The sequence below is a fragment of the Curtobacterium sp. MCBA15_009 genome, from assembly GCF_001864895.1.
Classification (GTDB): Bacteria; Actinomycetota; Actinomycetes; order Actinomycetales; family Microbacteriaceae; genus Curtobacterium.
The window spans coordinates 34,077-53,473 of sequence record NZ_MJGO01000005.1; the positions used below are offsets into that span (position 1 = coordinate 34,077).

Here is a 19,397-nt window from a genome sequence, read left to right on the forward strand (position 1 = left end):
CTCCGAACAGGGGTGGGGTCGCCGCCACCCGGTTCGCCCGGGGTCGGCTTCAGTAGCGTATCCAGCGCGCGGACCGCGCAGACGACCATCCGGAGGACCTGTGGAGAACGACGAAGCCGTGACGATCGGTGTGATCGGGGGCTCCGGCCTCTACCAGCTGTTCGAGGAGGGGAGCGCCGACGAGGTAGACGTGCCGACGCCGTTCGGCCCGACGTCGAGCCCGATCAGCATCGGCACGATGTCCGGTCGCCGTGTGGCGTTCCTCACCCGGCACGGGCGGCAGCACTCGGTCGCCCCGCACCGCATCAACCACCGCGCGAACGTGTGGGCGCTCCGGTCGCTCGGCGTCCGGGCGATCGTGTCGTCGAGCGCCGTCGGCGGCCTGCACCCCGACTACGCGCCCGGCACCTTCGTCGTCACCGACCAGCTCATCGACCGCACCTGGGGTCGTGCGGACACCTTCTTCGAGGACGACGTCCAGCACCTGTCGTTCGCCGACCCGTTCGACCCGACCCTGCGCCGTGCGGCCGTCGAGGCGATCGCCGCGCTCGACGTGCCCTTCCGCCCGACGGGCACGTGCGTCGTCATCCAGGGCCCGCGCTTCTCGACGCGCGCCGAGTCGGTCTGGCTCCGCGAGGCCGGCGGCCACACCATCAACATGACGATGACGCCGGAGGTGCCGCTGTCCGCCGAGCTCGGCATCGGCACGGTCAACCTGTCGTTCGTGACCGACGCCGACGCCGGGCTCGCCCCGAGCGAGGACGAGGCGGCCGCCAGCACGGCAGAGCCGGTCACCCACGCGATGGTGATGGAGCGGCTGGCCCGCGCCAACGAGGTCATCGTCCGCGCCATCGGCTCGATCGTCGCCGCGATCCCGGCGGACTTCACGCCGCGCGAGCTCGTCCCGGCCAGCGCGAGCGAGCGCATCGCCCGGGCGACCGATGCCCCAGCAGCGGGCACGACCGGCACCGGGACCCCGGCAGCCACCGGCACCGCGACCCCGGGAGCCACCGCGTGAGCCGCCTGCTCGTGACCGGTGGTGCCGGCTTCATCGGGTCCGCCATCGTCCGTCGCGCGCGCGCCGAGGGCCACGAGGTCCGTGTGCTCGACTCGCTGCGGGCCGACGTGCACGGCGCCCCGGAGGAGGTCGTGCTCGCCCACCAGCAGCAGGGCATCGAGTTCGTGCACGGCGACGTCCGCGACCGGGTCGCGCTCGACGCCGCGCTCGAGGGCGTCGACGTCGTCTGCCACCAGGCGGCGAAGGTCGGCCTCGGCGTCGACTTCCAGGACGCACCCGACTACGTCTCGTCGAACGACGCCGGCACCGCCCACGTCCTGGCGGGCATGGACCGGCACGACATCGGGCGGCTCGTCGTCGCGAGCTCGATGGTCGTCTACGGCGAGGGCGCGTACACGACCGCCTCGGGCGACCCGATCCGTCCGCCGGCGCGGCGCCGCGAGGACCTGGACGCCGGACGCTTCGACCCGATCGGGCCGGACGGGCAGCCGCTCGTGCCCGGGCTCATCGACGAGGGCGCGGCGCTGGACCCCCGCAACGTGTACGCCCAGACGAAGGTCGCCCAGGAGCACCTGGCGTCGAGCTGGGCCCGTGCGACGGGTGGCCGGGCGATCGCGCTCCGGTACCACAACGTCTACGGTCCCGGGATGCCGGCGAACACCCCCTACGCCGGTGTCGCGTCGCTGTTCCGCTCCGCCCTGGCCCGTGGGGAGGCCCCTCGGGTCTTCGAGGACGGCGCCCAGCGCCGCGACTTCGTGCACGTCGACGACGTCGCCGGGGCGAACGCCGCCTCGATCGCGGCGACCGCCGACCTGCCGGCCGACTCGTTCCGCGCCTACAACGTCGGCTCGGGCACCGTGCACACGATCGGCGACATGGCCGCGGCGATCGCCGGCCCGGACGGCCCGCAGCCGGTCGTCACGGGCGAGTACCGCCTGGGCGACGTCCGGCACGTCACCGCGTCGTCGGAGCGCATCGCCGCCGACCTCGGGTGGCGGGCCGCCGTCGACTTCGAGCAGGGCATGCGGGACTTCGCGACCGCCCCGCTCCGGAGCGCGGTGCAGTAGACCACGCAGGAACGGTCGGGTGCCGAGCGGCGACCCGACCGTTCCTGGGTACGCGGACGCCCCCAGTCCAGGGGCGGACGCGCCCGGGAAGTGCGCGGAACGTCCATCAGATCGTCGGAACCCGTACTCCTGACGGTTTCATCGTGTTGTGTCGGGTGCATGACACAACAGACCCGTCGATCCGGTGGACCGCACCGAATGCCCGGTATGCGTGTCGATGTGATCCTGCCGTGCCTCGACGAGGCGGATGCCCTGCCGAAGGTCATCGGGCGCCTGCCGAGCGGGTACCGCGCGATCGTGGTCGACAACGGCTCCACCGACGGGTCCGCCGACGTCGCGCGCGCCCTCGGCGCGACCGTGGTCACCGAACCCCGCAAGGGCTTCGGCTCGGCCTGCGCCGCGGGCGTCGCGGCCGCCACCGCCGACTACGTCGCGTTCTGCGACGCCGACGCGTCGATGGACCCGGCCGAGCTCCCCCCGCTCGTCGACCGCGTCGCCAGCGGCCGCGTCGACCTGGCCCTGGGCCGCCGCGTCCCGACGGGCAAGGGCGCGTGGGCTCCGCACGCACGTTTCGCGAACCGCGTCCTCGCCGTCCTCATGCACCGCGCGACCGGCTACCGGCTGCGCGACCTCGGCCCGATGCGCGTCATGCGCCGCGAGGACCTCGTCGCGCTCGACCTGCAGGACCGCCGCAGCGGCTACCCGCTCGAGATGGTGCTCGCCGCGCACGCCGCGGGCTGGCGCGTCGACGAGTCCGACATCGGGTACGCCCAGCGCATCGGCGACAGCAAGGTGACGGGCACGCTGCGCGGCACCGTCAACGCCGTGCGCGACATGTCCCGACTGCTGCGCGACTACCGCCGGGACGCCCGGGGCCGCGTCGTCGCACCCGCGCCGGCCCGTCCCGTGGCCGGCGCCACCGCTGTCGAGGAGGTCCGCTCGTGAGCGCCGGGATCACCGTGGCCGTGGTCGCGAAGGAGTGCCTGCCCGGCAAGGTGAAGACCCGGCTGACGCCGGCGCTCACCCCGGAGGGCGCCGCCCGCGTCGCCGCCGCGAGCCTCGCCGACACCCTGGCCACCGTGCGCGCCCTGCCCGCGGCCCGTCGACTGCTGTTCTTCGACGGCGCGGTGCTGCCGGACGGCTCCGAGGGCTTCGACGTCCTGCACCAGCCCGGCGGCGGCCTCGACGAGCGCCTCGGCTTCCTCTTCGACACGGTCGAGGGCCCGACGCTGCTCGTCGGCATGGACACCCCGCAGGTGACCGTCGCCGACCTCGCGCCGGTCTTCGACGAACCGGGCCGCGACGCCTGGTTCGGCCCTGCCGAGGACGGCGGCTTCTGGTCGCTGTACCTGCGCGACCCCTCCGGCGACCTGCTCCGCGGTGTCCCGATGTCGCAGGACGACACCGGGGCCGTGCAGCGCGCACGGCTGGTCGAGGCCGGCCTCGACACCGGTGACCTCGGCGAGCTGCTCGACGTCGACACCATCCCGGACGCCGAGCGCGTCGCCGCCCTCGTGCCGGACTCCGGCTTCGCCGAGGCACTCCGAGCCGAGACCGTTGGGAGCTCCCGATGACCATGCACGCACCCGTCACGTTCGGCGCTGGCGGCGGCGAGCCCTACGCCCGCGCCCTGCGCACCGACGGTCGCCTCCGCCTGACCGACCCGGACCGCCCCGGCGAGGTGACGACGCTCGACGTCGGCCGGTGGAGCGCCGCCGCCGACCAGGTGGACCGCTCGCTGCTCGAGAACGTCGACGGCGCCGTCATCGACATCGGCTGCGGTCCGGGCCGGATGCTCGTCGCCGCCGCCCAGCTCGGGCTCCCCTCGCTCGGCGTGGACGTGTCGGCCGAGGCCGTCGCGATCGCCACGCGCTCCGGCGGCACCGCACTGCAGGGGTCGGTCTTCGACCCCGTGCCGGACGAGGGCCACTGGGACACGGCACTGGTCATCGACGGCAACATCGGCATCGGCGGCGACCCGGCTGCGCTCCTCGACCGCTGTCGGGCGATCGTCCGCGAGGGCGGCCGTGTGGTCGTCGAGACGAACCCGGACCCGCTCGCCGACCGTGTCTACACGGCCCGCGTCATGGACGCCGACGGCCACGAGAGCGCCGGCTTCCCCTGGGCCGAGGTCGGGCTCGACGCGCTGCACCGGCACGCGGCCGCTGCCGGACTGGTGGCCCGCCAGAGCTGGACCGTCGAGGGCCGCAGCTTCTGCGAGCTCGTGGCCTGAGCCATCCTTCTCTTGCATCATGCAAGAGAAGGACGTAGGGTGGTGGAACCAGCCGACGGCGTCAGGGCCGCCGGACCGGTGTCCCTCGACGTCGCCACACACCGAGGAGACCACCATGACGAACAGCACCTTCCCGTTCGGCGGCAGCTTCGTGTCCGGGATCGGCGGGCGTGACGACCGCGGGACCTACACGGGCAACCGCACCGCCGACTCGATCGGCACCTACACCGGCGCTCCGGTGACCGGGCGTCTCGGACGCTTCGTGGACACCCAGCGCATGCGACCCGGCACGTCGACGGCCTCGACCCGGACGGTGACGGGTTCGTTCCGCACCGCCACGGGGTCCTTCCGCACGGCCTGACCGACCACCGGCGCACACCCGACGCCGCCCGGCCCTCCCCCGGCCGGGCGGCGTCGTGCTGTGTGCCGGCCGGACGCGAGCGGCTGCGCGATGCCAGGATGGGTCCATGAACGACCGTGCCGGCACCCCAGCCACCGCAGACGACCTCGTCGACCTCGACGCACTCGTCGCCGCCTACCACGACCGCGTGCCGGACGTCTCCGTCGCCGAGCAGAAGGTCGTGTTCGGCACGTCCGGCCACCGCGGGTCGTCGCTCGACTCCGCGTTCAACGACACCCACATCGCGGCCATCACGCAGGCGATCGTCGAGTACCGCCGGTCGCAGGGCACCGACGGCCCGCTCTTCATCGGCCGCGACACGCACGCCCTGTCCGCCCCCGCCGAGCGCACCGCCCTCGAGGTCCTCGCCGCGAACGGCGTGCACGTCCTGGCCGACAGCGCGGACGGCTACGTTCCCACCCCGGCGCTCAGCCACGCGATCATCCGGTACAACCGCGAGGACCACGCCGACACGGCGGACGGCATCGTGATCACCCCGAGCCACAATCCGCCCCGCGACGGCGGCTTCAAGTACAACCCGCCGCACGGCGGCCCGGCCGACAGCGACGCCACGAGCTGGATCGCGGACCGCGCGAACGCGATCATCGCGGGCGGCAACGCCGAGGTGCAGCGCACGGAGCAGGCCACGCCGGATCGCTACGACTTCTTGAACACGTACGTCGCCGACCTCGAGAACATCATCGACATCGCGGCGATCAAGCGTGCCGGTGTGCGGATCGGGGCGGACCCCCTCGGTGGCGCCTCCCTGCCCTACTGGAACGCCATCCGCGACCACTACGGCCTCGACCTGACCGTCGTGAACCCGGACGTCGACCCCACCTGGGCGTTCATGACGCTCGACTGGGACGGCAAGATCCGGATGGACCCGTCGAGCCCCTCCGCGATGGCCTCGGTGCTCGCCCGGAAGGACGACTTCGACGTCCTGACCGGCAACGACGCAGACTCCGACCGGCACGGCATCGTCACCCCCGACGGTGGCCTGATGAACCCGAACCACTACCTGGCCGTCGCGATCGAGTACCTCTACGCGCACCGCCCGGCGTGGCGCGACGACGCCGCCGTCGGCAAGACGCTCGTCTCATCGAGCATCATCGACCGCGTCGCGGAGTCCCTCGGCCGTCGCCTGTGGGAGGTCCCGGTCGGCTTCAAGTGGTTCGTGCCCGGGCTGATCGACGGCTCCGTGGCGTTCGGCGGCGAGGAGTCCGCCGGAGCGTCGTTCCTGCGTCACGACGGCACCGCGTGGACCACCGACAAGGACGGCATCATCCTCGCGCTGCTGGCGTCGGAGATCATCGCGGTGACGGGCAAGACCCCGTCGCAGCTCTACGCCGAGCTCACCGAGCGCTTCGGCGACCCGGTCTACCAGCGCGTGGACGCGGCGGCGAGCAAGGAGCAGAAGGCCCGCCTCGGCAAGCTCGACGGCGAGGCCATCGCGGCCGACACGCTGGCCGGCGACCCGATCACGGCGAAGCTGTCCGAGGCGCCCGGCAACGGCGCGGCCGTCGGCGGCGTCAAGGTCGTGACCGAGAACGCCTGGTTCGCGGCGCGACCGTCCGGCACCGAGGACGTCTACAAGATCTACGCCGAGAGCTTCGTCGGACAGGAGCACCTCGAGCAGGTGCAGCGCGAGGCCAAGGAGATCGTGGACGCCGCCCTCGGCGGCTGAGCACGAGCGGACCACGAGGGGGACGGGGACGTCATGGGGTTGTTCGGACGGAAGAAGCGGGAACCGGGAGCGGGAGCGGGAGCGGGAGCGGCACCGTCGCTCGTCGTGCTCGCGCGGCGCGTGCTCGCCGAGCGGGGCGTCGAGACCACGGTCGAGGGGCCGGCGGACGACCCGTCGGCCGCCCGGCTGCGCGGTTCCGACGGGCAGGTCTACCTGTTCGGCAACCTCGCGGGGATGCTCGAGGGGGCCGACGCCGCCACGCAGGAGGCCGCGGTCCGACGCCACCTCGACGCCATGCTCGCGTCGCGGAGCGACCCGGCGGCCGAGGACATGTCCCCCGACGAGCTCCGGCAGCGCATCCGGCTGCGGCTGCTCGCCGAGCGGGGTCCGGACGGCATCGACCTGTCCTACGCGCGGCCGTTCGTGCCGGGCGTGGTCGCGGCGCTCTGCGTCGACTTCCCGACGACCGTCGCGACGCTCTCCGCCGAGACCGTGCACCGGCTGCCGCTCGGCATCGACGAGCTCTTCGCGATCGGCCAGCTGAACAGCGACGACGAGCCCGTCGACCAGCAGAGCGAGGTCGCCCCCGGGTTCGTCGTCGTCGAGGGCGAGTCGCTGTTCACCGCGTCGAAGGCCGTCAACCTGCCCGCCGTGCTCGGAGCGCTGCCGTACGGGGCGGTCATCGCGATCCCGCACCGGCACCTGCTGCTCGCCGTCCCGATCCGCGACGCAGACAGCCTGACCGCGGTGAACACGCTGGCGGGAGCACTCGTCCAGCTCGTGTCCGACCCGCGGGGAGCACCCGGCGGTGTGCTGAGCGACCGGCTGCTGTTCGCCCGCGACGGCGAGGTGAGCATCGTGTCGTCGTTCGACCCGGAGTCCGGGGCGATGCGCATCGAGGTCGACGAGCGCTTCCAGGAGGCGCTCGAGCAGGCGATGGCCTGACGACCGCTCAGTCGTCGGCGGCCGCGAGCGCCAGTTCGCAGAACATCGCGTCCGCCCACGAGAACCACGGTCGCGAGAACCGCGTCGGGTCGTCGACGTCGAACGCCTCGTGCATGTCGCCGGTCCCGCCGTCGGTCGCCACGAGCACGTCGAGGAGCTGCCGCCGCCGTGCGGGCGACCCGGAGACGAGTCCCTCGACCGCCAGGGCGATCGGCCACACCCGGTTCGGCAGCGTGTGCGGGCTGCCGACCCCGGCCGCCGCAGCACCGCTCGACCAGTACGGGTTCGCCGGCGACAGGACGAACTCCTGCGTCGCCGCCCACACCGCTCGGTCGACCACCGACGGCGCCGACAGCGGCAGGGACAGCAGCGACGGGGTGTTCGCGTCGTCCATGAGCAGCACGCCGCCGAGCCCGTCGACCTCGTACGCGTACACGTCCGTCCCCGACGGCCCCGGCACGATGCCGTGCCGTCGGACGCCGTCCGTGATCGTGCTCCGCAGCAGGTCGGCGTCGTCCGCGAGGCCGGTGTCGGCCCAGACCTCGCGCGCGATCGCCGCGACGGCGAGCAGCGCCTCGGCCGCGAACAGGTTCGCCGGCACGTTGTAGCCGTACGTGCAGGCGTCGTCCGAGGGGCGGAACCCGCACCAGGTCATGCCGGTCACCGCGACCGGGGTGCCGCGGCCGTCCCGCGCCAGGGTCTCGGTCGGGATCGCACCATCGCGGACGAAGCGGTACGCCGACGCGTCGTGGTCCTGCTCGGCACGCCACTGCGCGACGATCGTCCGGAACACCCGGTGCGCCCGCTCGTCGAGCACGTCGGTGCGCCCGGTCGCCCGCCACAGCGCGTGCGCGAACGTCACCGGGTAGGCGAGGCTGTCGACCTCGTACTTCTGCTCCCACACCAGCGGGTCCGCGTTGAGGTCGTCCTCGTCGTAGTGCGCGCCGTTCGGCTCACGGTTGAACGAGTTGGCGTAGGGGTCGTGCTCGACGAGCCGGAGCTGGCGGCGCACGACCGCCCAGAGCAGGTCGGCGAGCGCCGCGTCGTCCGCGACGAAGCGCAGGTAGGGCGTCATCTGGGTCGTCGAGTCGCGGAGCCACATCGCCGGGATGTCCCCCGTGATGACGAAGGCGCCGTCGTCGTCGAGCGTGATGGTGTCGCGCAGGGTCCGCACGAGCGCGCGCTCCACCCGGTCGCCGACCTCGACGCCGATCGTGGCCCGCGCCCGGTCGGCCGCCGCGGCCAGGGTCGGGGTGACCTCCTCGAGCCGCACCTGCGTCACGACACCCATCGCACTGCCTCCTGTCCGTCGGTGACGCGGACGGTCCGCGTCGACCCGGGCGGATCGAGCACGTCGTCCGTCCAGCAGTCGAGGTCGAGCGGCCGTGCACCGAGCCGCAGACCAGCGTCCCACGTGCCGAGTGCATCGAGTCCGAGGGTGAACGCGGTCTCGACGGTCGTGCCCGGCGGCACGTCCACGGTCACCAGGGCGAGCAGCCGCCGACGCCGCGGCCGCACGCCCGGTTCGCGCCGCCGCCCCCACAGGGGCACCGAGACCCGACGGGGTGCGTCCGATGCGTTGTGCACCGTCACCGGGACGGTCACCGTGCCCCCGGCCAGGAGGCGCACGGCCGTCACCGCGTCGGTCCCGTCCGCCAGTTCCACCTGGATGCCGGCTCCCGGTCCGGGTGCACCGGTGACGGTCGGCGGCGCGGAGACGTCCACGTAGCCGCGCGCCGTCTCGAGGCGTTCGTCGTGCGCGACGGGCAGCACGCCGTCCGCGCCGGGCCAGGTCGCGGGGAGCCGCCCCTCGGCCGGGGCGCCGAGCAGCACGTCGACGACGGCCCCGCCGCCGGCGGGTCCCGGGAACGGGACGACCAGCACGCTGTCCGCCAGGGCGAGCACCTCGGTCAGGACCCTCGGCCGACCGTCGACGACGACCGCCACGACGGGCAGACCGCTCCCCCGCGCGGCGCGGAGGACGTCGAGCTGTGCCTCGGGCACCGCGACGGAGGCCAGGTCGACCCCCTCGCCGTTCGTCGTGTCCGGTGCCGGACCGCTGACCGCGCCGTTGTCCTCGAAGCCGTCGTCGTAGGTGCGGCGACTCGACCCGCCGAGGACCACGACCGCGACGTCGGCGTCGGCGAGCGCCGCGTCCACCGCGGCGATCCCGTCGGGGCCCGGCAGCGGGTGGCGGAGGCGACTGCCCCGGGCGGTGCGGATCCGGTCGGGGCCGAGCCGGGCCTCCAGGGCGGAGCGCACGGTGGACGCACCGGGGTCGACGGGCGGCCGCGGCGGCGCGTAGTCGCCGAGCAGCGCGTCGACGTCGTCGGCGTTCGGGCCGACGACGGCCACGACGGCGTCGGCGGCGATCGTCGGGAGCGGCCCGCCGAGGGCCACCACCGCCCGCCGGGCCGCACGCTCGGCGAGCAGCACCGTGGCGCGCTCCGGCGGTGTCCGGTGCTCGACCGGGGCCGGCGGCGCGCCGAGCAGCCCGACGCGCCGCTTCAGGGCGAGCACGCGGTCGGCCGCACGGTCGAGGTCCGCCAGGTCCACGAGCCCGCGGTCGAGTGCTTCGTCGAGGTGGGTGAAGGCGTCGTCCCAGAGGCTCAGGTCGACGCCGGCCCGGAGCGCGAGCGCCGCAGCCGAGGCCGGGTCGGGCGTGACGTCGCGCAGTCGGTCGACGGCGGTGCCGTCCGCCATCACGAGCCCGTCCCACCCCCAGGCGTCGCGGATCGTCGTGGTGAGCAGGTCGTGGTTGCCGCAGCAGGGCACCCCGTCGACGTCGTTGTATGCCGCCATGAACCCGGCGACGTGCGCACGCGCCGCAGCGAGGGCGGGCGGCAGGTGCACCTCGGCGAACTCGCGTCGGCCGATCGGCGCGCCGGAGCCGTTGCGGCCACCGATGCCGGCACCCTGCCCGGCCAGGTGCTTCGCGACGACGGCGACGTGCCGCCCGTCGATCGGGCCGTCCCCGCCGCCCTGCATGCCGCGCACGGTCGCGGCGACCATGACCGCCGCGAGGGCGGCGTCCTCCGACCAGCACTCCTCGCTCCGCCCCCAGCGGGGGTCGCGCAGCACGTCGAGCCCGGAGACGAGCGCGACGTGGGTGCCGCGCGCGCGGACCTCCGCAGCGACCGCGGCTGCGAGGTCCTCGACGAGCTGCTCGTCCATCGCGGCGCCGAGGGCGAGGTTCACCGGCACCGTCGTGCCGCCGAGGGCCTGCAGGCCGTGCGGGACCTCCTCCACGAAGAGGGTCGGGACGCCTCCGTCGGCGTGGGCGACGACGTGCTCCTGCACGGCCGCGTACGCCTCGGCCGACCGCTCGGGCGGGGTGCCGTTCCCCCAGTGCACGCCCGACCACGGGTCGGCGCGGAGCACGCCGTACACCGCGCCGATGCCGCCCCAGCGGTCGACCTCGGCACGCAGGACATCGGTGATGCGGGGGCGGCCGTCGACCCAGCGGACGGCCTCCCACCCCTTGAGCCGCTGGTTGACCTGCCCGATCCGGGCGCGCACGTCGAGGCTCGTCGCGGTCGGGTGCCCGGTCATCCCTTGATCGCTCCGGACACCAGCGCGCGCTGCATCTGGCGCTGCAGGATCGAGTAGACGAGGTACACCGGCAGCAGGGTGAACAGGGTGCCGGCCATGAGCATCCCGTAGTCGGTGCCGGCGTCGACCTTCAACGTCGGGAGCGCCACCTGGATGGTCCGCTGCGCGGTGTCCGGGCCGATGAGCACCAGCGCGTACAGGTACTCGTTCCAGAACGACAGGAAGTTGAGCAGCAGCACGGTGGCGATGCCCGGGATGCAGATCGGCAGGTAGACCTGCCGCATGACCTGCCACGCCGAGGCGCCGTCCATCGACGCGGCCTCCTCGAGTTCGCGCGGGATCGTCCGCATGAACTGGGTCAGGATGACGACCGCGAGCGGCATGGCGGTCGCGGGCAGCAGCAGCACGAGGAAGGTCCGGGTGTGGAACAGGCCCATGCCGGCCGCGAGCAGGAACGTCGGGAACAGCGCCGCGAACGACGGGATGAGGAACCCGAGCGAGAACAGCGCCTCGACGACGCGACCAGCGCGGCCGGTCGCCCGGGCCAGGGCGAACGACGCCGGCAGCGCGAGCACGAGCGTCAGCACGAGCGCCGCCACCGTGGTGATGACGGAGTTCGCGATCGCCGGGCCGAGCGACGCCTGCCGGATCGCGTCGGTGAAGTTCGACAGGTCCCACGAGGCGGGCAGGGCGAGCGGGGACTCGAAGATGCCGTCGTTGTCCTTGAAGGACGAGACGACGAAGTAGTAGAACGGCAGGATCAGCAGGGCGGCGTAGATCCACGCCACGGTGCCGCTCGTGATGGAACCGATCCGGTCGCGCAGCCGGATGCCGGCGGTGGGCTTCGCCATGGTGGTCTCCCGGGGTCAGTGGCTCAGTGGCTCAGTGGGTCTTGCGGAGGACCCGGCGGATGACGAACATCCCGACGAGCCCGAGGACGAACAGGACGACGCCGACCGCCTGGCTGTAGCCGAGGTCGGTGTCGACGAAGGCCTTCTGGTACACGAGGTACGACAGCGTCGTGGTGGCGGTGCCCGGTCCGCCCTGGGTCAGGAGCAGCACGTTCTGCGCCGAGCTGAACAGCATCGCCAGGAACTGGAGCATCGCGACGACGCCGATGAAGTCGCGGGCGATCGGCCAGTACACGCCCCAGGCGAGCCGCCACGAGCCGGCGCCGTCCATCCGGGCGGCCTGCACGACCTCGGCGTCGACGCCGTCGAGGCGGCTCGCGATGAGCACCGCCGAGTAGCCGATGCCGGCCCAGAGGTCGACCACGATGAGCGCGCCGAGGGCCGTGGCGGGATCGGCGAGCCAGGCCTTGCCCCCGATCCCGACGGTCGCCAGCACGCCGTTCACCAGGCCGTCGGGGTTCAGCATCGCGTAGAACATCATCGCGGTGGCGGGCGCGGAGATGAGCGCCGGGATGAATAGCAGGTAGCGGAGCACCTTGTGCCCGCGCGGCTTCTGCACGACGTGGAACGCGAGCAGGAACGCCAGCACGATCATGATCGGCAAGCCGACGACGATCTGCACGGTGCTGTTCCGGACCGCCGCCCAGAAGGTCTCGTCCGAGAACAGGACCCGGAAGTTGTCGAGCCCCGCGAAGGTGGGCGAGACGAGCATGCCCGGCCAGCTGAGGAACGCGATGATGATCATCGCGAGCACCGGCCCGATCATGAACAGGCCGTACCAGACCAGCGCGGGGACCGCGAAGGTCGGGAAGGCGCCGCGAGCGGTCCCGACGGCACGGTTGCCCCGGCGGCCGGGGCCGGACGGCGTCGACGCCGACCGGACGGGTGGTTCCTCGACGAGCACTGCCATGGGGAGCTCCTTCTCGCGGATCGGGTGGTCAGGCGGCCGTGTAGGCGCGCTCGAAGAGGTCGATGATGCGGTCGGCCGAGGTGCCGGAGCCGTACGCCAGGCTCGTCGCGCGGATCATCGGTTCGTAGGCCGAGTCGGGCACGAGCAGGTCGGGCAGCATCACCGGGGTGACCTGGTCGTCGGTGAGCTTCGACGCCTGGGCGACGAGCGGGAAGTCACGGCTGACGGTGTCCGTGATCCGGCTCATGTCGCGGCCGGAGTTCAGGACGAACTCGCTCGTGACGGCCGACGAGTACAGGTACTGCACGAACGGCTTGATGAGGTCGAGCTTCGCCCGGCCGTTCTCGCTGATCCAGATGCCGTGGCCGTTGTAGCTCTTGATGACGCTCGGGTGCGCGATGGCGGCGTCCTTCGACGGCACCGGCCAGCCGCCGACCGTGACCTCCTTCGCGCGTTCCTTCGACACCAGCGCGAGGGCGGAGGACATCGCGGGGACGATGGCGGCCTTGCGCGTGGTGAACTGCGTCAGTTCGGAGTCCGAGGTGAACCCCTGCACCGAGTCCACGAAGACCCCGGCGTCGCGGAGTTCGACGAAGTGCTCGACGCCGCGGACCGCCCCGGGGCTCTCCGAGATCTTGCCGGTGGAGAACACCGTCGCGGCTTCGTCCTGGGTGACGAAGCCCTGGATGACCTGCATGAGGAGCTTCTGCCCGCTCCAGTCCGACCCGCCGACGGTGACCGGGCCGATGCCGGCGGCCCGCAGGCGGTCGGCCGCGGCGATGAGCTGGTCCGAGGTCGTCGGGATCTCGCTGACGCCGGCCTCCTCGAGCAGCGCCGTGTTGAACGACACCGGCCAGTTCGTCCGGGTGAACGGGAACGCCCGGAGCCGCCCCTGGTCGTCGGTCCACTCCTCGAGCGCCTCCGGGATGATCTTGTCGCGCAGGTCCCACTCGTCGAGGTAGCGGGAGACGTCGATCGTGGCGTCCTCGCCCGTCCAGGACAGCGTGCGCCCGACCATGTTCACGATCGCGACGTCGGCTTCCTTGCCGGCCAGGGAACTCGTCTCGAAGACGATCGGCAGGTCGGACCCGTTCGAGAGCAGGGCGACCCGGCGGTCCGTACGGCGGCGGTAGGCGGCGACGACGTCCGTGAACGTCTGCGCGCCGGCGACCGCGCCGCTGAGCTGGGTGTGCACGCTGAGCGTCCCCGGGCCGCTCGACGCCGGCGTGAGGGCGCTGCACCCCGCCAGGATCGGCGCGAGGATGCCGGCGCCGAACCCGGCTCCGAGGAGGGTGCGTCTGCTGATGCCGTCCGTCACGGTGCCTCCCTGGCAGTGGATGGTGGAGCGGTCCCGATGCGATTCGGTACAGCGGTGTACTTCAGGTGACGAGCAACGTATACCGCTTTACACGAGGTGGTCAAGCCTCTACGCTCGACCGCATGAGCGACACCACCGCCGGCGCCGTCGACCGACGCCGCGTGACCATCGCGCAGGTCGCCAAGCGCGCCGGCGTCTCGACGTCGGCGGTCTCACACGTGTTCAACGGACGACCGAACGTGTCGGCCGCCACCGCCGCACGCATCCGGAAGGCCGCCGACGACCTCAACTGGCGGCCGAACCTGGCGAGCCGCAAGCTCTCCGGCAACGCCGGGCACAGCCTCGGGCTCGTGCTCGCCCGCTCCCGCGACACCTTCCAGCGCGACCCCTTCACGATGCGCCTCATCGCCGGGCTGACCGAACCGCTCGCCGCGATCGGCTGGTCGCTGTCGGTGACCCTCGTGCAGGCCGACGACGAAGCCGCCGTGTACCGCCAGTGGTGGACCGAGCAGCGGGTCGACGGGTTCCTGCTCGTCGACGTCCGCACCGACGACCCCCGCATCTCCCTGCTGCAGCACCTCGCCGCACCGGCCGTGATGCTCGGTGCCCCCATCCCCGGCAGCACCGTGCCCGCGGTGACCGTCAGCGACGCCGACGCGACCGAGTCGCTGCTCGACCACCTCGGCACGCTGGGCCACCGGCGGATCGCCCGCGTGGGCGACGGACCGGCGCTCGCCCACACGGGCGCGCGTGACGCCCGGTTCACCCGGGCCGCGCGGCGCCGGGGCGTCGAGGCCCTCGTGCTCGACTGGCGCGCCGGCGCCGAGGACCCCGTCGCCGACCTGCTCGCCCGGCTCGACGGGGCGACCGCCATCGTCCTCGACGGCGAGGCGATCGCCGCCGAGGTGGTCGCCCACGCCCCCGAGCTCGGCGTCCGCGTCCCCGACGACCTGTCCGTCGTCGCGTGGGAGGACTCGTGGGTCTCCACGATCGTCCGCCCCGCGCTCACGGCGCTCGACGCCCCGGTCGAGGACTCGGCCCGCACCGCCGTCGCGCTCGTCGAACGACTCGTGCGCGGCGACGAGGTCGCCGACGCCGAGGTCGGCGGTCGCGCCCTGCACGTCCGTGGGTCGACCGGACCGGCGCCCACCCCAGCTCCCTGACCGAAGGAGACCGATGACCACCGCCACCCGCTTCGGCGTCAACTACGTACCGTCCACCGACTGGATGTTCCAGTGGCAGTCCGTCGACGAGACCGTCGTCCGTCGCGACCTCGAGGCGATCGCGGCGCTCGGGCTCGACCACGTCCGGCTCTTCCCGCTCTGGCCCACCCTGCAGCCGAACCGCACGCTGATCCGCCGCCGGGCGCTCGACGACGTGGCACTCGTGGTCGACCTCGCCGCCGAGTTCGGGCTGGACGCCAGTGTCGACGTCGTGCAGGGGCACATGTCCGGCTTCGACTTCGTGCCCGCCTGGCTCGTGAACTGGCACGACGGCAACATGTTCACCGACCAGCCGGCGATCGACGCGCAGGCCGCCCTCGTCGCCGCCGTGTACGACGCCGTCCGCGACCGCCCGAACTTCACCGGCCTGACCCTGGGCAACGAGCTGAACCAGTTCCAGCCGCCGAACCCCGCTGCGATGCCCGCGGACACCGACCAGGTGACGCACTGGCTGACGTCGCTGCTCGGGGCGCCCCACGACAAGGACCCGCGGCACGTCGTCACCCACTCCGAGAACGACCACCTCTGGTACCGCGACGGCCACCCGTTCGTCCCCGCGCACGCCAGCCGCCTCGGCGACGTCACGACGGTGCACTCGTGGATCTTCAACGGGGTCGCCGATCGCTACGGGGCGCTGTCCGACGAGTCCGTCCGCCACGCCGAGTGGATGATCGAGCTCGCCCGCGCCTTCGCCACCGACCCCGACCGGGCGGTCTGGCTGCAGGAGGTGGGCGCCCCGGACCGGCACCTCGCCGAGTCCGAGATGCCGGAGTTCCTCGAGCGCACGGTGGCGGCCGCCCTGACGACCGAGCGGTTGCACGCGGTGACGTGGTGGTGCTCGCACGACGTCTCCCGCGACCTCGGGGACTTCAAGGACCTCGAGTACTCGCTCGGCCTGCTCGACGTCGACAACCGGGTGAAGCCGCTCGGTCGCCGCTACGCCGAGGTCGTCGCCGACGCACGCCGCGCCGCACCCGCGCCGACGCCGCGCACGAGCGCCGTGGTGGTCGACGTCGACCACGCCGACCTGCCCCTGCGCCGCTCCGACCTGGCCCCGGGCGGCGCCGTGTTCGAGCAGTGGCACCGCCTCCGTGCCGCCGGTCAGGCGGTCACGGTCGTGACGAGCCGGACCGCAGCCGACCCCACCGAGCTGGCGGCACGGGGCGTGACCCGGGTCGTGGAACCCGCGGCGGTCTGACGGGGCCGAGCCGGGCCTCCCGGCCGTCCGTCCACGCCGCGCGCCGACGTCCGGAGCCGGCGCACCGGCGGAGCGGACCAGGCGTACGGTGATGCCGATCGGGTGCCCCCGGCGCGTCCCTCGGTGCCACCCGTGCAGATCCCTGCCGATCCGTTCAGGAAGCCGAACCCACGGGCGCGAGCACGTTGCGGCTGCTGTAACTTTGCACGCAGCGCAAAATTCGTGTGCGCCAGCGCACCGGACCGGGAGACCCTGCTCATGACCCAGACGGCGACCGCACCCGCGGCCCCCACCACGGCGTCCAACGTCGTGATGAACCACCGACAGATCCTGTTGGTGATCTACGGCCTGATGGCCGGCATGTTCCTCGGCGCCCTCGACCAGACGATCGTCGGCACCGCGATCCGCACCATCGGCGACGACCTGCACGGCCTCGACCAGCAGGCCTGGGTCACCACCGGGTACCTCATCGCGTCGACCGTCACCACGCCGATCTACGGCAAGCTCTCCGACATCTTCGGCCGCCGCCCACTGTTCATCACGGCGATCGCGATCTTCATCATCGGGTCGTTCGCCGCGTCGTTCTCGACCTCGATGCTCATGCTCGCCGGGTTCCGCGCGCTGCAGGGCCTCGGTGCCGGTGGCCTCATGTCCCTGCCGCTGGCGATCATGGGCGACATGCTCGCCCCGCGCGAGCGCGCGAAGTACCAGGGGTACTTCCTGGCGGTCTTCGGCATCTCGTCGGTGATCGGCCCGCTCGTCGGGGGTGTCTTCGCCGGAGCCGACCAGCTGCTCTTCATCGCCGGCTGGCGCTGGGTCTTCCTCATCAACGTGCCGATCGGCATCATCGCCCTCTTCATGGTGCTCACGTTCCTGCACCTGCCGAAGTTCGGCGACCGCGGCAAGCCCCGCATCGACTGGTGGGGCGCGACGCTCGTCATCGTCACCCTCGTGCCGCTGCTGCTCATCGCCGAGCAGGGCCGCGAGTGGGGCTGGGACTCCCCCGGTGCGTTCGCCTGCTACGCCATCGGAGCGCTCGGGCTCATCGCGTTCATCATCGTCGAACGGGCGATGGGCGACGACGCGATCCTGCCGATGAAGCTGTTCGGCTCGCGGGTCTTCTCGATGGCGGCGATCCTGTCCGTCCTGGTCGGCTTCGGCATGTTCGGCGCGATGCTGACGATCCCGCTGTACCTGCAGATCGTGAAGGGCGTCACACCGACCGAGTCCGGGTTCGCGATGCTCCCGATGGTCCTCGGCCTGATGATCTCGTCGATCGCCTCCGGCCAGATCATCTCGCGCACCGGCCGCTACCAGGTGTTCCCGGTGACCGGCACCGCCTTCACCGCCGTCGGCTTCACGGTCCTGACCTTCCTGACGGCCGACCGTCCGCTGTGGTTCCTCATGACGGGCATGTTCCTCATCGGGCTCGGCCTCGGCCAGCTCATGCAGACCCTGACCCTCGCCGCGCAGAACTCGGTCTCCCCGCGCGACATCGGCGTCGCCACCAGCGCCGCGACGTTCTTCCGCCAGATCGGCGGCACCATGGGCACCGCCGTCCTGCTCTCCGTGCTCTTCACGCTCATGCCCACGAACATCACGGCCGCGATGCAGAACGAGGGCGACCTGAAGCGTGCGCTCAACGCCGCGCTCACCCCGTCGGTCGCCAGCGCCTCGGAGAACGAGGGCGTCATGGACCAGATCTGGTCGAAGATCGTCGACCCGGTGCAGCGCAACGTGCAGGACGGCCTCGACAAGGCCGCCGCGCAGGCGAAGCAGTCCGCCGACCGGGCCGTCACGGAGCAGGTCACCGCCGCCGTCCAGGAGCAGGTCGACGCGGGCACGCTCCCGGCCGCCGCAGCCGACACCGTCATCGCGCAGCAGGTCGACGACGCCACCCCCGCCGCCGAGCAGAAGGCGCTCGAGGCGGTGGCCGCCAAGGCGGACGCCGAGGTCGTCGACGGCTCGGTGCAGGTGGACTACTCGAACCGGTCGCAGCGCCAGAACGTCGTCGACGGGGTCGCCCCGTCGCTCATCGAGCAGCTCAAGCGGGGCGACACGAGCGCGAGTTCGTCGAGCAACGCGACCACGAGCAACACCTCGTTCCTCAACGGCGCCGACGAGCGGCTGACCCGGCCGTTCCTGGTCGGCTTCAGCGACTCGGCCGTCCGCGTCTACTACGTCGGGCTCGCCGTGATCCTGCTCGCGTTCGTGCTGACCTGGTTCTTCCGGGTGCCACCGCTGCGCAAGACCTCGGCCCTGCAGGAGCAGGCCGACGCCGCACGCACCGCGGACACCGTCGCCGGCCCCGGGCCGAGCGTGGGCGCTGCCGCCCCGGTCGGGTCGGGAGCCTCGGGTGGGTCCGGCGCCGTGGGCGGGTCTGGTGCCTCGGGGGTCCCGGCCGCCGTCGCCTCGTCAGGTGCCGATGCCGTGCCGACCTCGCCGGACGTCGTGGCGCAGCCGCGATCGGCCCGTTCCGCGGGCGCCGGCGACGTGTCCGTCCTGCCGTCGGACACCCGCTCCGAGCCGGACGACACCCGGGCCCCGCTGCCCGACGCCACCACGCACGGTGCGCACTCGGCCGCGGCACCGGTGGACGAGCCGCCGACCGCCACCGGCGCGATCCGGACCCACGCCGCGCACGTCGCCGGAGCTCCGGCGCCGGCTGCGGAGTCGGCTCCGGGTTCGGGTTCGCCGTCGGCTCCGGTGTCCGATGACACGCACCCGCACGGGCGGCACTCGGCCGAGTAGGCGCCCTGCACTCCTTGCGGGTGCATGTTCCGACGGACCACGCGTCGATCGGCTCGTGGTCCGTCGTCACATGCGCGTGCATCCGGTGCGTGAGCATCCTGCGACGGAGCACGTGTCGATCGACTCGTGCTCCGTCGCACGGTGCACACACATGCACCGCCACCGCGGCACTGCGGCACTGCGG

16 protein-coding genes are annotated in these 19,397 nt (G+C 72.8%); 11 read left to right on the forward strand and 5 right to left on the reverse strand.

The genetic code is table 11. The annotated features are described in order from the left end of the window. Window positions 1–100 precede the first annotated feature (100 nt). The 8 genes from BIU97_RS02235 to BIU97_RS02270 all read left to right on the forward strand — a co-directional run bounded on the left by BIU97_RS02235 (window position 101) and on the right by BIU97_RS02270 (window position 7,350). The gene (locus BIU97_RS02235) at window positions 101–1,018 is read left to right on the forward strand and encodes an MTAP family purine nucleoside phosphorylase (protein WP_071253660.1); all 918 of its coding nucleotides are present in this window, start codon (window positions 101–103) and stop codon (window positions 1,016–1,018) included. Further along, the gene (locus BIU97_RS02240) at window positions 1,015–2,085 is read left to right on the forward strand and encodes an NAD-dependent epimerase/dehydratase family protein (RefSeq protein WP_071253658.1); all 1,071 of its coding nucleotides are present in this window, start codon (window positions 1,015–1,017) and stop codon (window positions 2,083–2,085) included. Before BIU97_RS02235 ends, BIU97_RS02240 begins: the two co-directional genes overlap by 4 nt. Window positions 2,086–2,283: 198 nt before the next feature. Next, window positions 2,284–3,030: a glycosyltransferase family 2 protein gene (locus BIU97_RS02245; RefSeq protein WP_071296966.1), complete on the forward strand. Its 747-nt coding sequence runs from the start codon at window positions 2,284–2,286 to the stop codon at window positions 3,028–3,030. Beyond that, window positions 3,027–3,659, forward strand: a complete 633-nt coding sequence (locus BIU97_RS02250) for a TIGR04282 family arsenosugar biosynthesis glycosyltransferase (RefSeq protein ID WP_254782840.1) — start codon at window positions 3,027–3,029, stop codon at window positions 3,657–3,659. The genes BIU97_RS02245 and BIU97_RS02250 overlap by 4 nt, the downstream gene beginning before the upstream one ends. Further along, a complete protein-coding gene (locus BIU97_RS02255; protein ID WP_071253652.1) occupies window positions 3,656–4,318 on the forward strand; it encodes a class I SAM-dependent methyltransferase in 663 nt (220 codons plus the stop codon). Before BIU97_RS02250 ends, BIU97_RS02255 begins: the two co-directional genes overlap by 4 nt. Before the next feature lie 115 nt (window positions 4,319–4,433). Further along, complete coding sequence (locus tag BIU97_RS02260; RefSeq protein WP_071296967.1) at window positions 4,434–4,679, forward strand: hypothetical protein; 246 nt, start codon at window positions 4,434–4,436, stop codon at window positions 4,677–4,679. Between the two features lie 106 nt (window positions 4,680–4,785). Further along, a complete protein-coding gene (gene pgm, locus BIU97_RS02265; protein WP_071296968.1) occupies window positions 4,786–6,405 on the forward strand; it encodes a phosphoglucomutase (alpha-D-glucose-1,6-bisphosphate-dependent) in 1,620 nt (539 codons plus the stop codon). 33 nt (window positions 6,406–6,438) lie between these two features. Further along, window positions 6,439–7,350, forward strand: a complete 912-nt coding sequence (locus BIU97_RS02270) for a hypothetical protein (protein WP_139195865.1) — start codon at window positions 6,439–6,441, stop codon at window positions 7,348–7,350. Between the two features lie 7 nt (window positions 7,351–7,357). Here BIU97_RS02270 and BIU97_RS02275 read toward each other — a convergent pair whose 3' ends face one another. The 5 genes from BIU97_RS02275 to BIU97_RS02295 are packed head-to-tail and all read right to left on the reverse strand — an operon-like array spanning window position 7,358 to window position 14,041. After that, window positions 7,358–8,641, reverse strand: a complete 1,284-nt coding sequence (locus tag BIU97_RS02275) for a glycoside hydrolase family 125 protein (RefSeq protein WP_071296969.1) — start codon at window positions 8,639–8,641, stop codon at window positions 7,358–7,360. Continuing rightward, entirely contained in the window at window positions 8,629–10,902 is a 2,274-nt protein-coding gene (locus BIU97_RS02280; protein ID WP_071296970.1) for a glycoside hydrolase family 3 protein, read from the reverse strand. Before BIU97_RS02280 ends, BIU97_RS02275 begins: the two co-directional genes overlap by 13 nt. Next, window positions 10,899–11,753 (reverse strand): carbohydrate ABC transporter permease, encoded by an 855-nt coding sequence (locus tag BIU97_RS02285; protein ID WP_071296971.1) that lies wholly within the window; start codon window positions 11,751–11,753, stop codon window positions 10,899–10,901. The genes BIU97_RS02280 and BIU97_RS02285 overlap by 4 nt, the downstream gene beginning before the upstream one ends. A gap of 31 nt (window positions 11,754–11,784) precedes the next feature. Continuing rightward, window positions 11,785–12,723, reverse strand: a complete 939-nt coding sequence (locus tag BIU97_RS02290; protein ID WP_071253638.1) for a carbohydrate ABC transporter permease — start codon at window positions 12,721–12,723, stop codon at window positions 11,785–11,787. Window positions 12,724–12,751: 28 nt separating this feature from the next. Further along, on the reverse strand, window positions 12,752–14,041 hold the full coding sequence (locus tag BIU97_RS02295) for an ABC transporter substrate-binding protein (protein WP_071296972.1): 1,290 nt from the start codon (window positions 14,039–14,041) through the stop codon (window positions 12,752–12,754). A gap of 122 nt (window positions 14,042–14,163) precedes the next feature. Between BIU97_RS02295 and BIU97_RS02300 the strand changes: the two genes are divergently transcribed. From BIU97_RS02300 to BIU97_RS02310, 3 genes are all read left to right on the forward strand, one after another. Beyond that, on the forward strand, window positions 14,164–15,204 hold the full coding sequence (locus BIU97_RS02300) for a LacI family DNA-binding transcriptional regulator (protein ID WP_071253634.1): 1,041 nt from the start codon (window positions 14,164–14,166) through the stop codon (window positions 15,202–15,204). 13 nt (window positions 15,205–15,217) lie between these two features. Further along, window positions 15,218–16,462 carry a glycoside hydrolase 5 family protein gene (locus BIU97_RS02305; protein ID WP_071296973.1) on the forward strand — a complete coding sequence of 415 codons (1,245 nt, stop codon included), beginning with the start codon at window positions 15,218–15,220 and terminating at the stop codon, window positions 16,460–16,462. 258 nt (window positions 16,463–16,720) lie between these two features. Next, a complete protein-coding gene (locus BIU97_RS02310; RefSeq protein ID WP_071296974.1) occupies window positions 16,721–19,213 on the forward strand; it encodes an MDR family MFS transporter in 2,493 nt (830 codons plus the stop codon). Window positions 19,214–19,397: the final 184 nt, after the last annotated feature.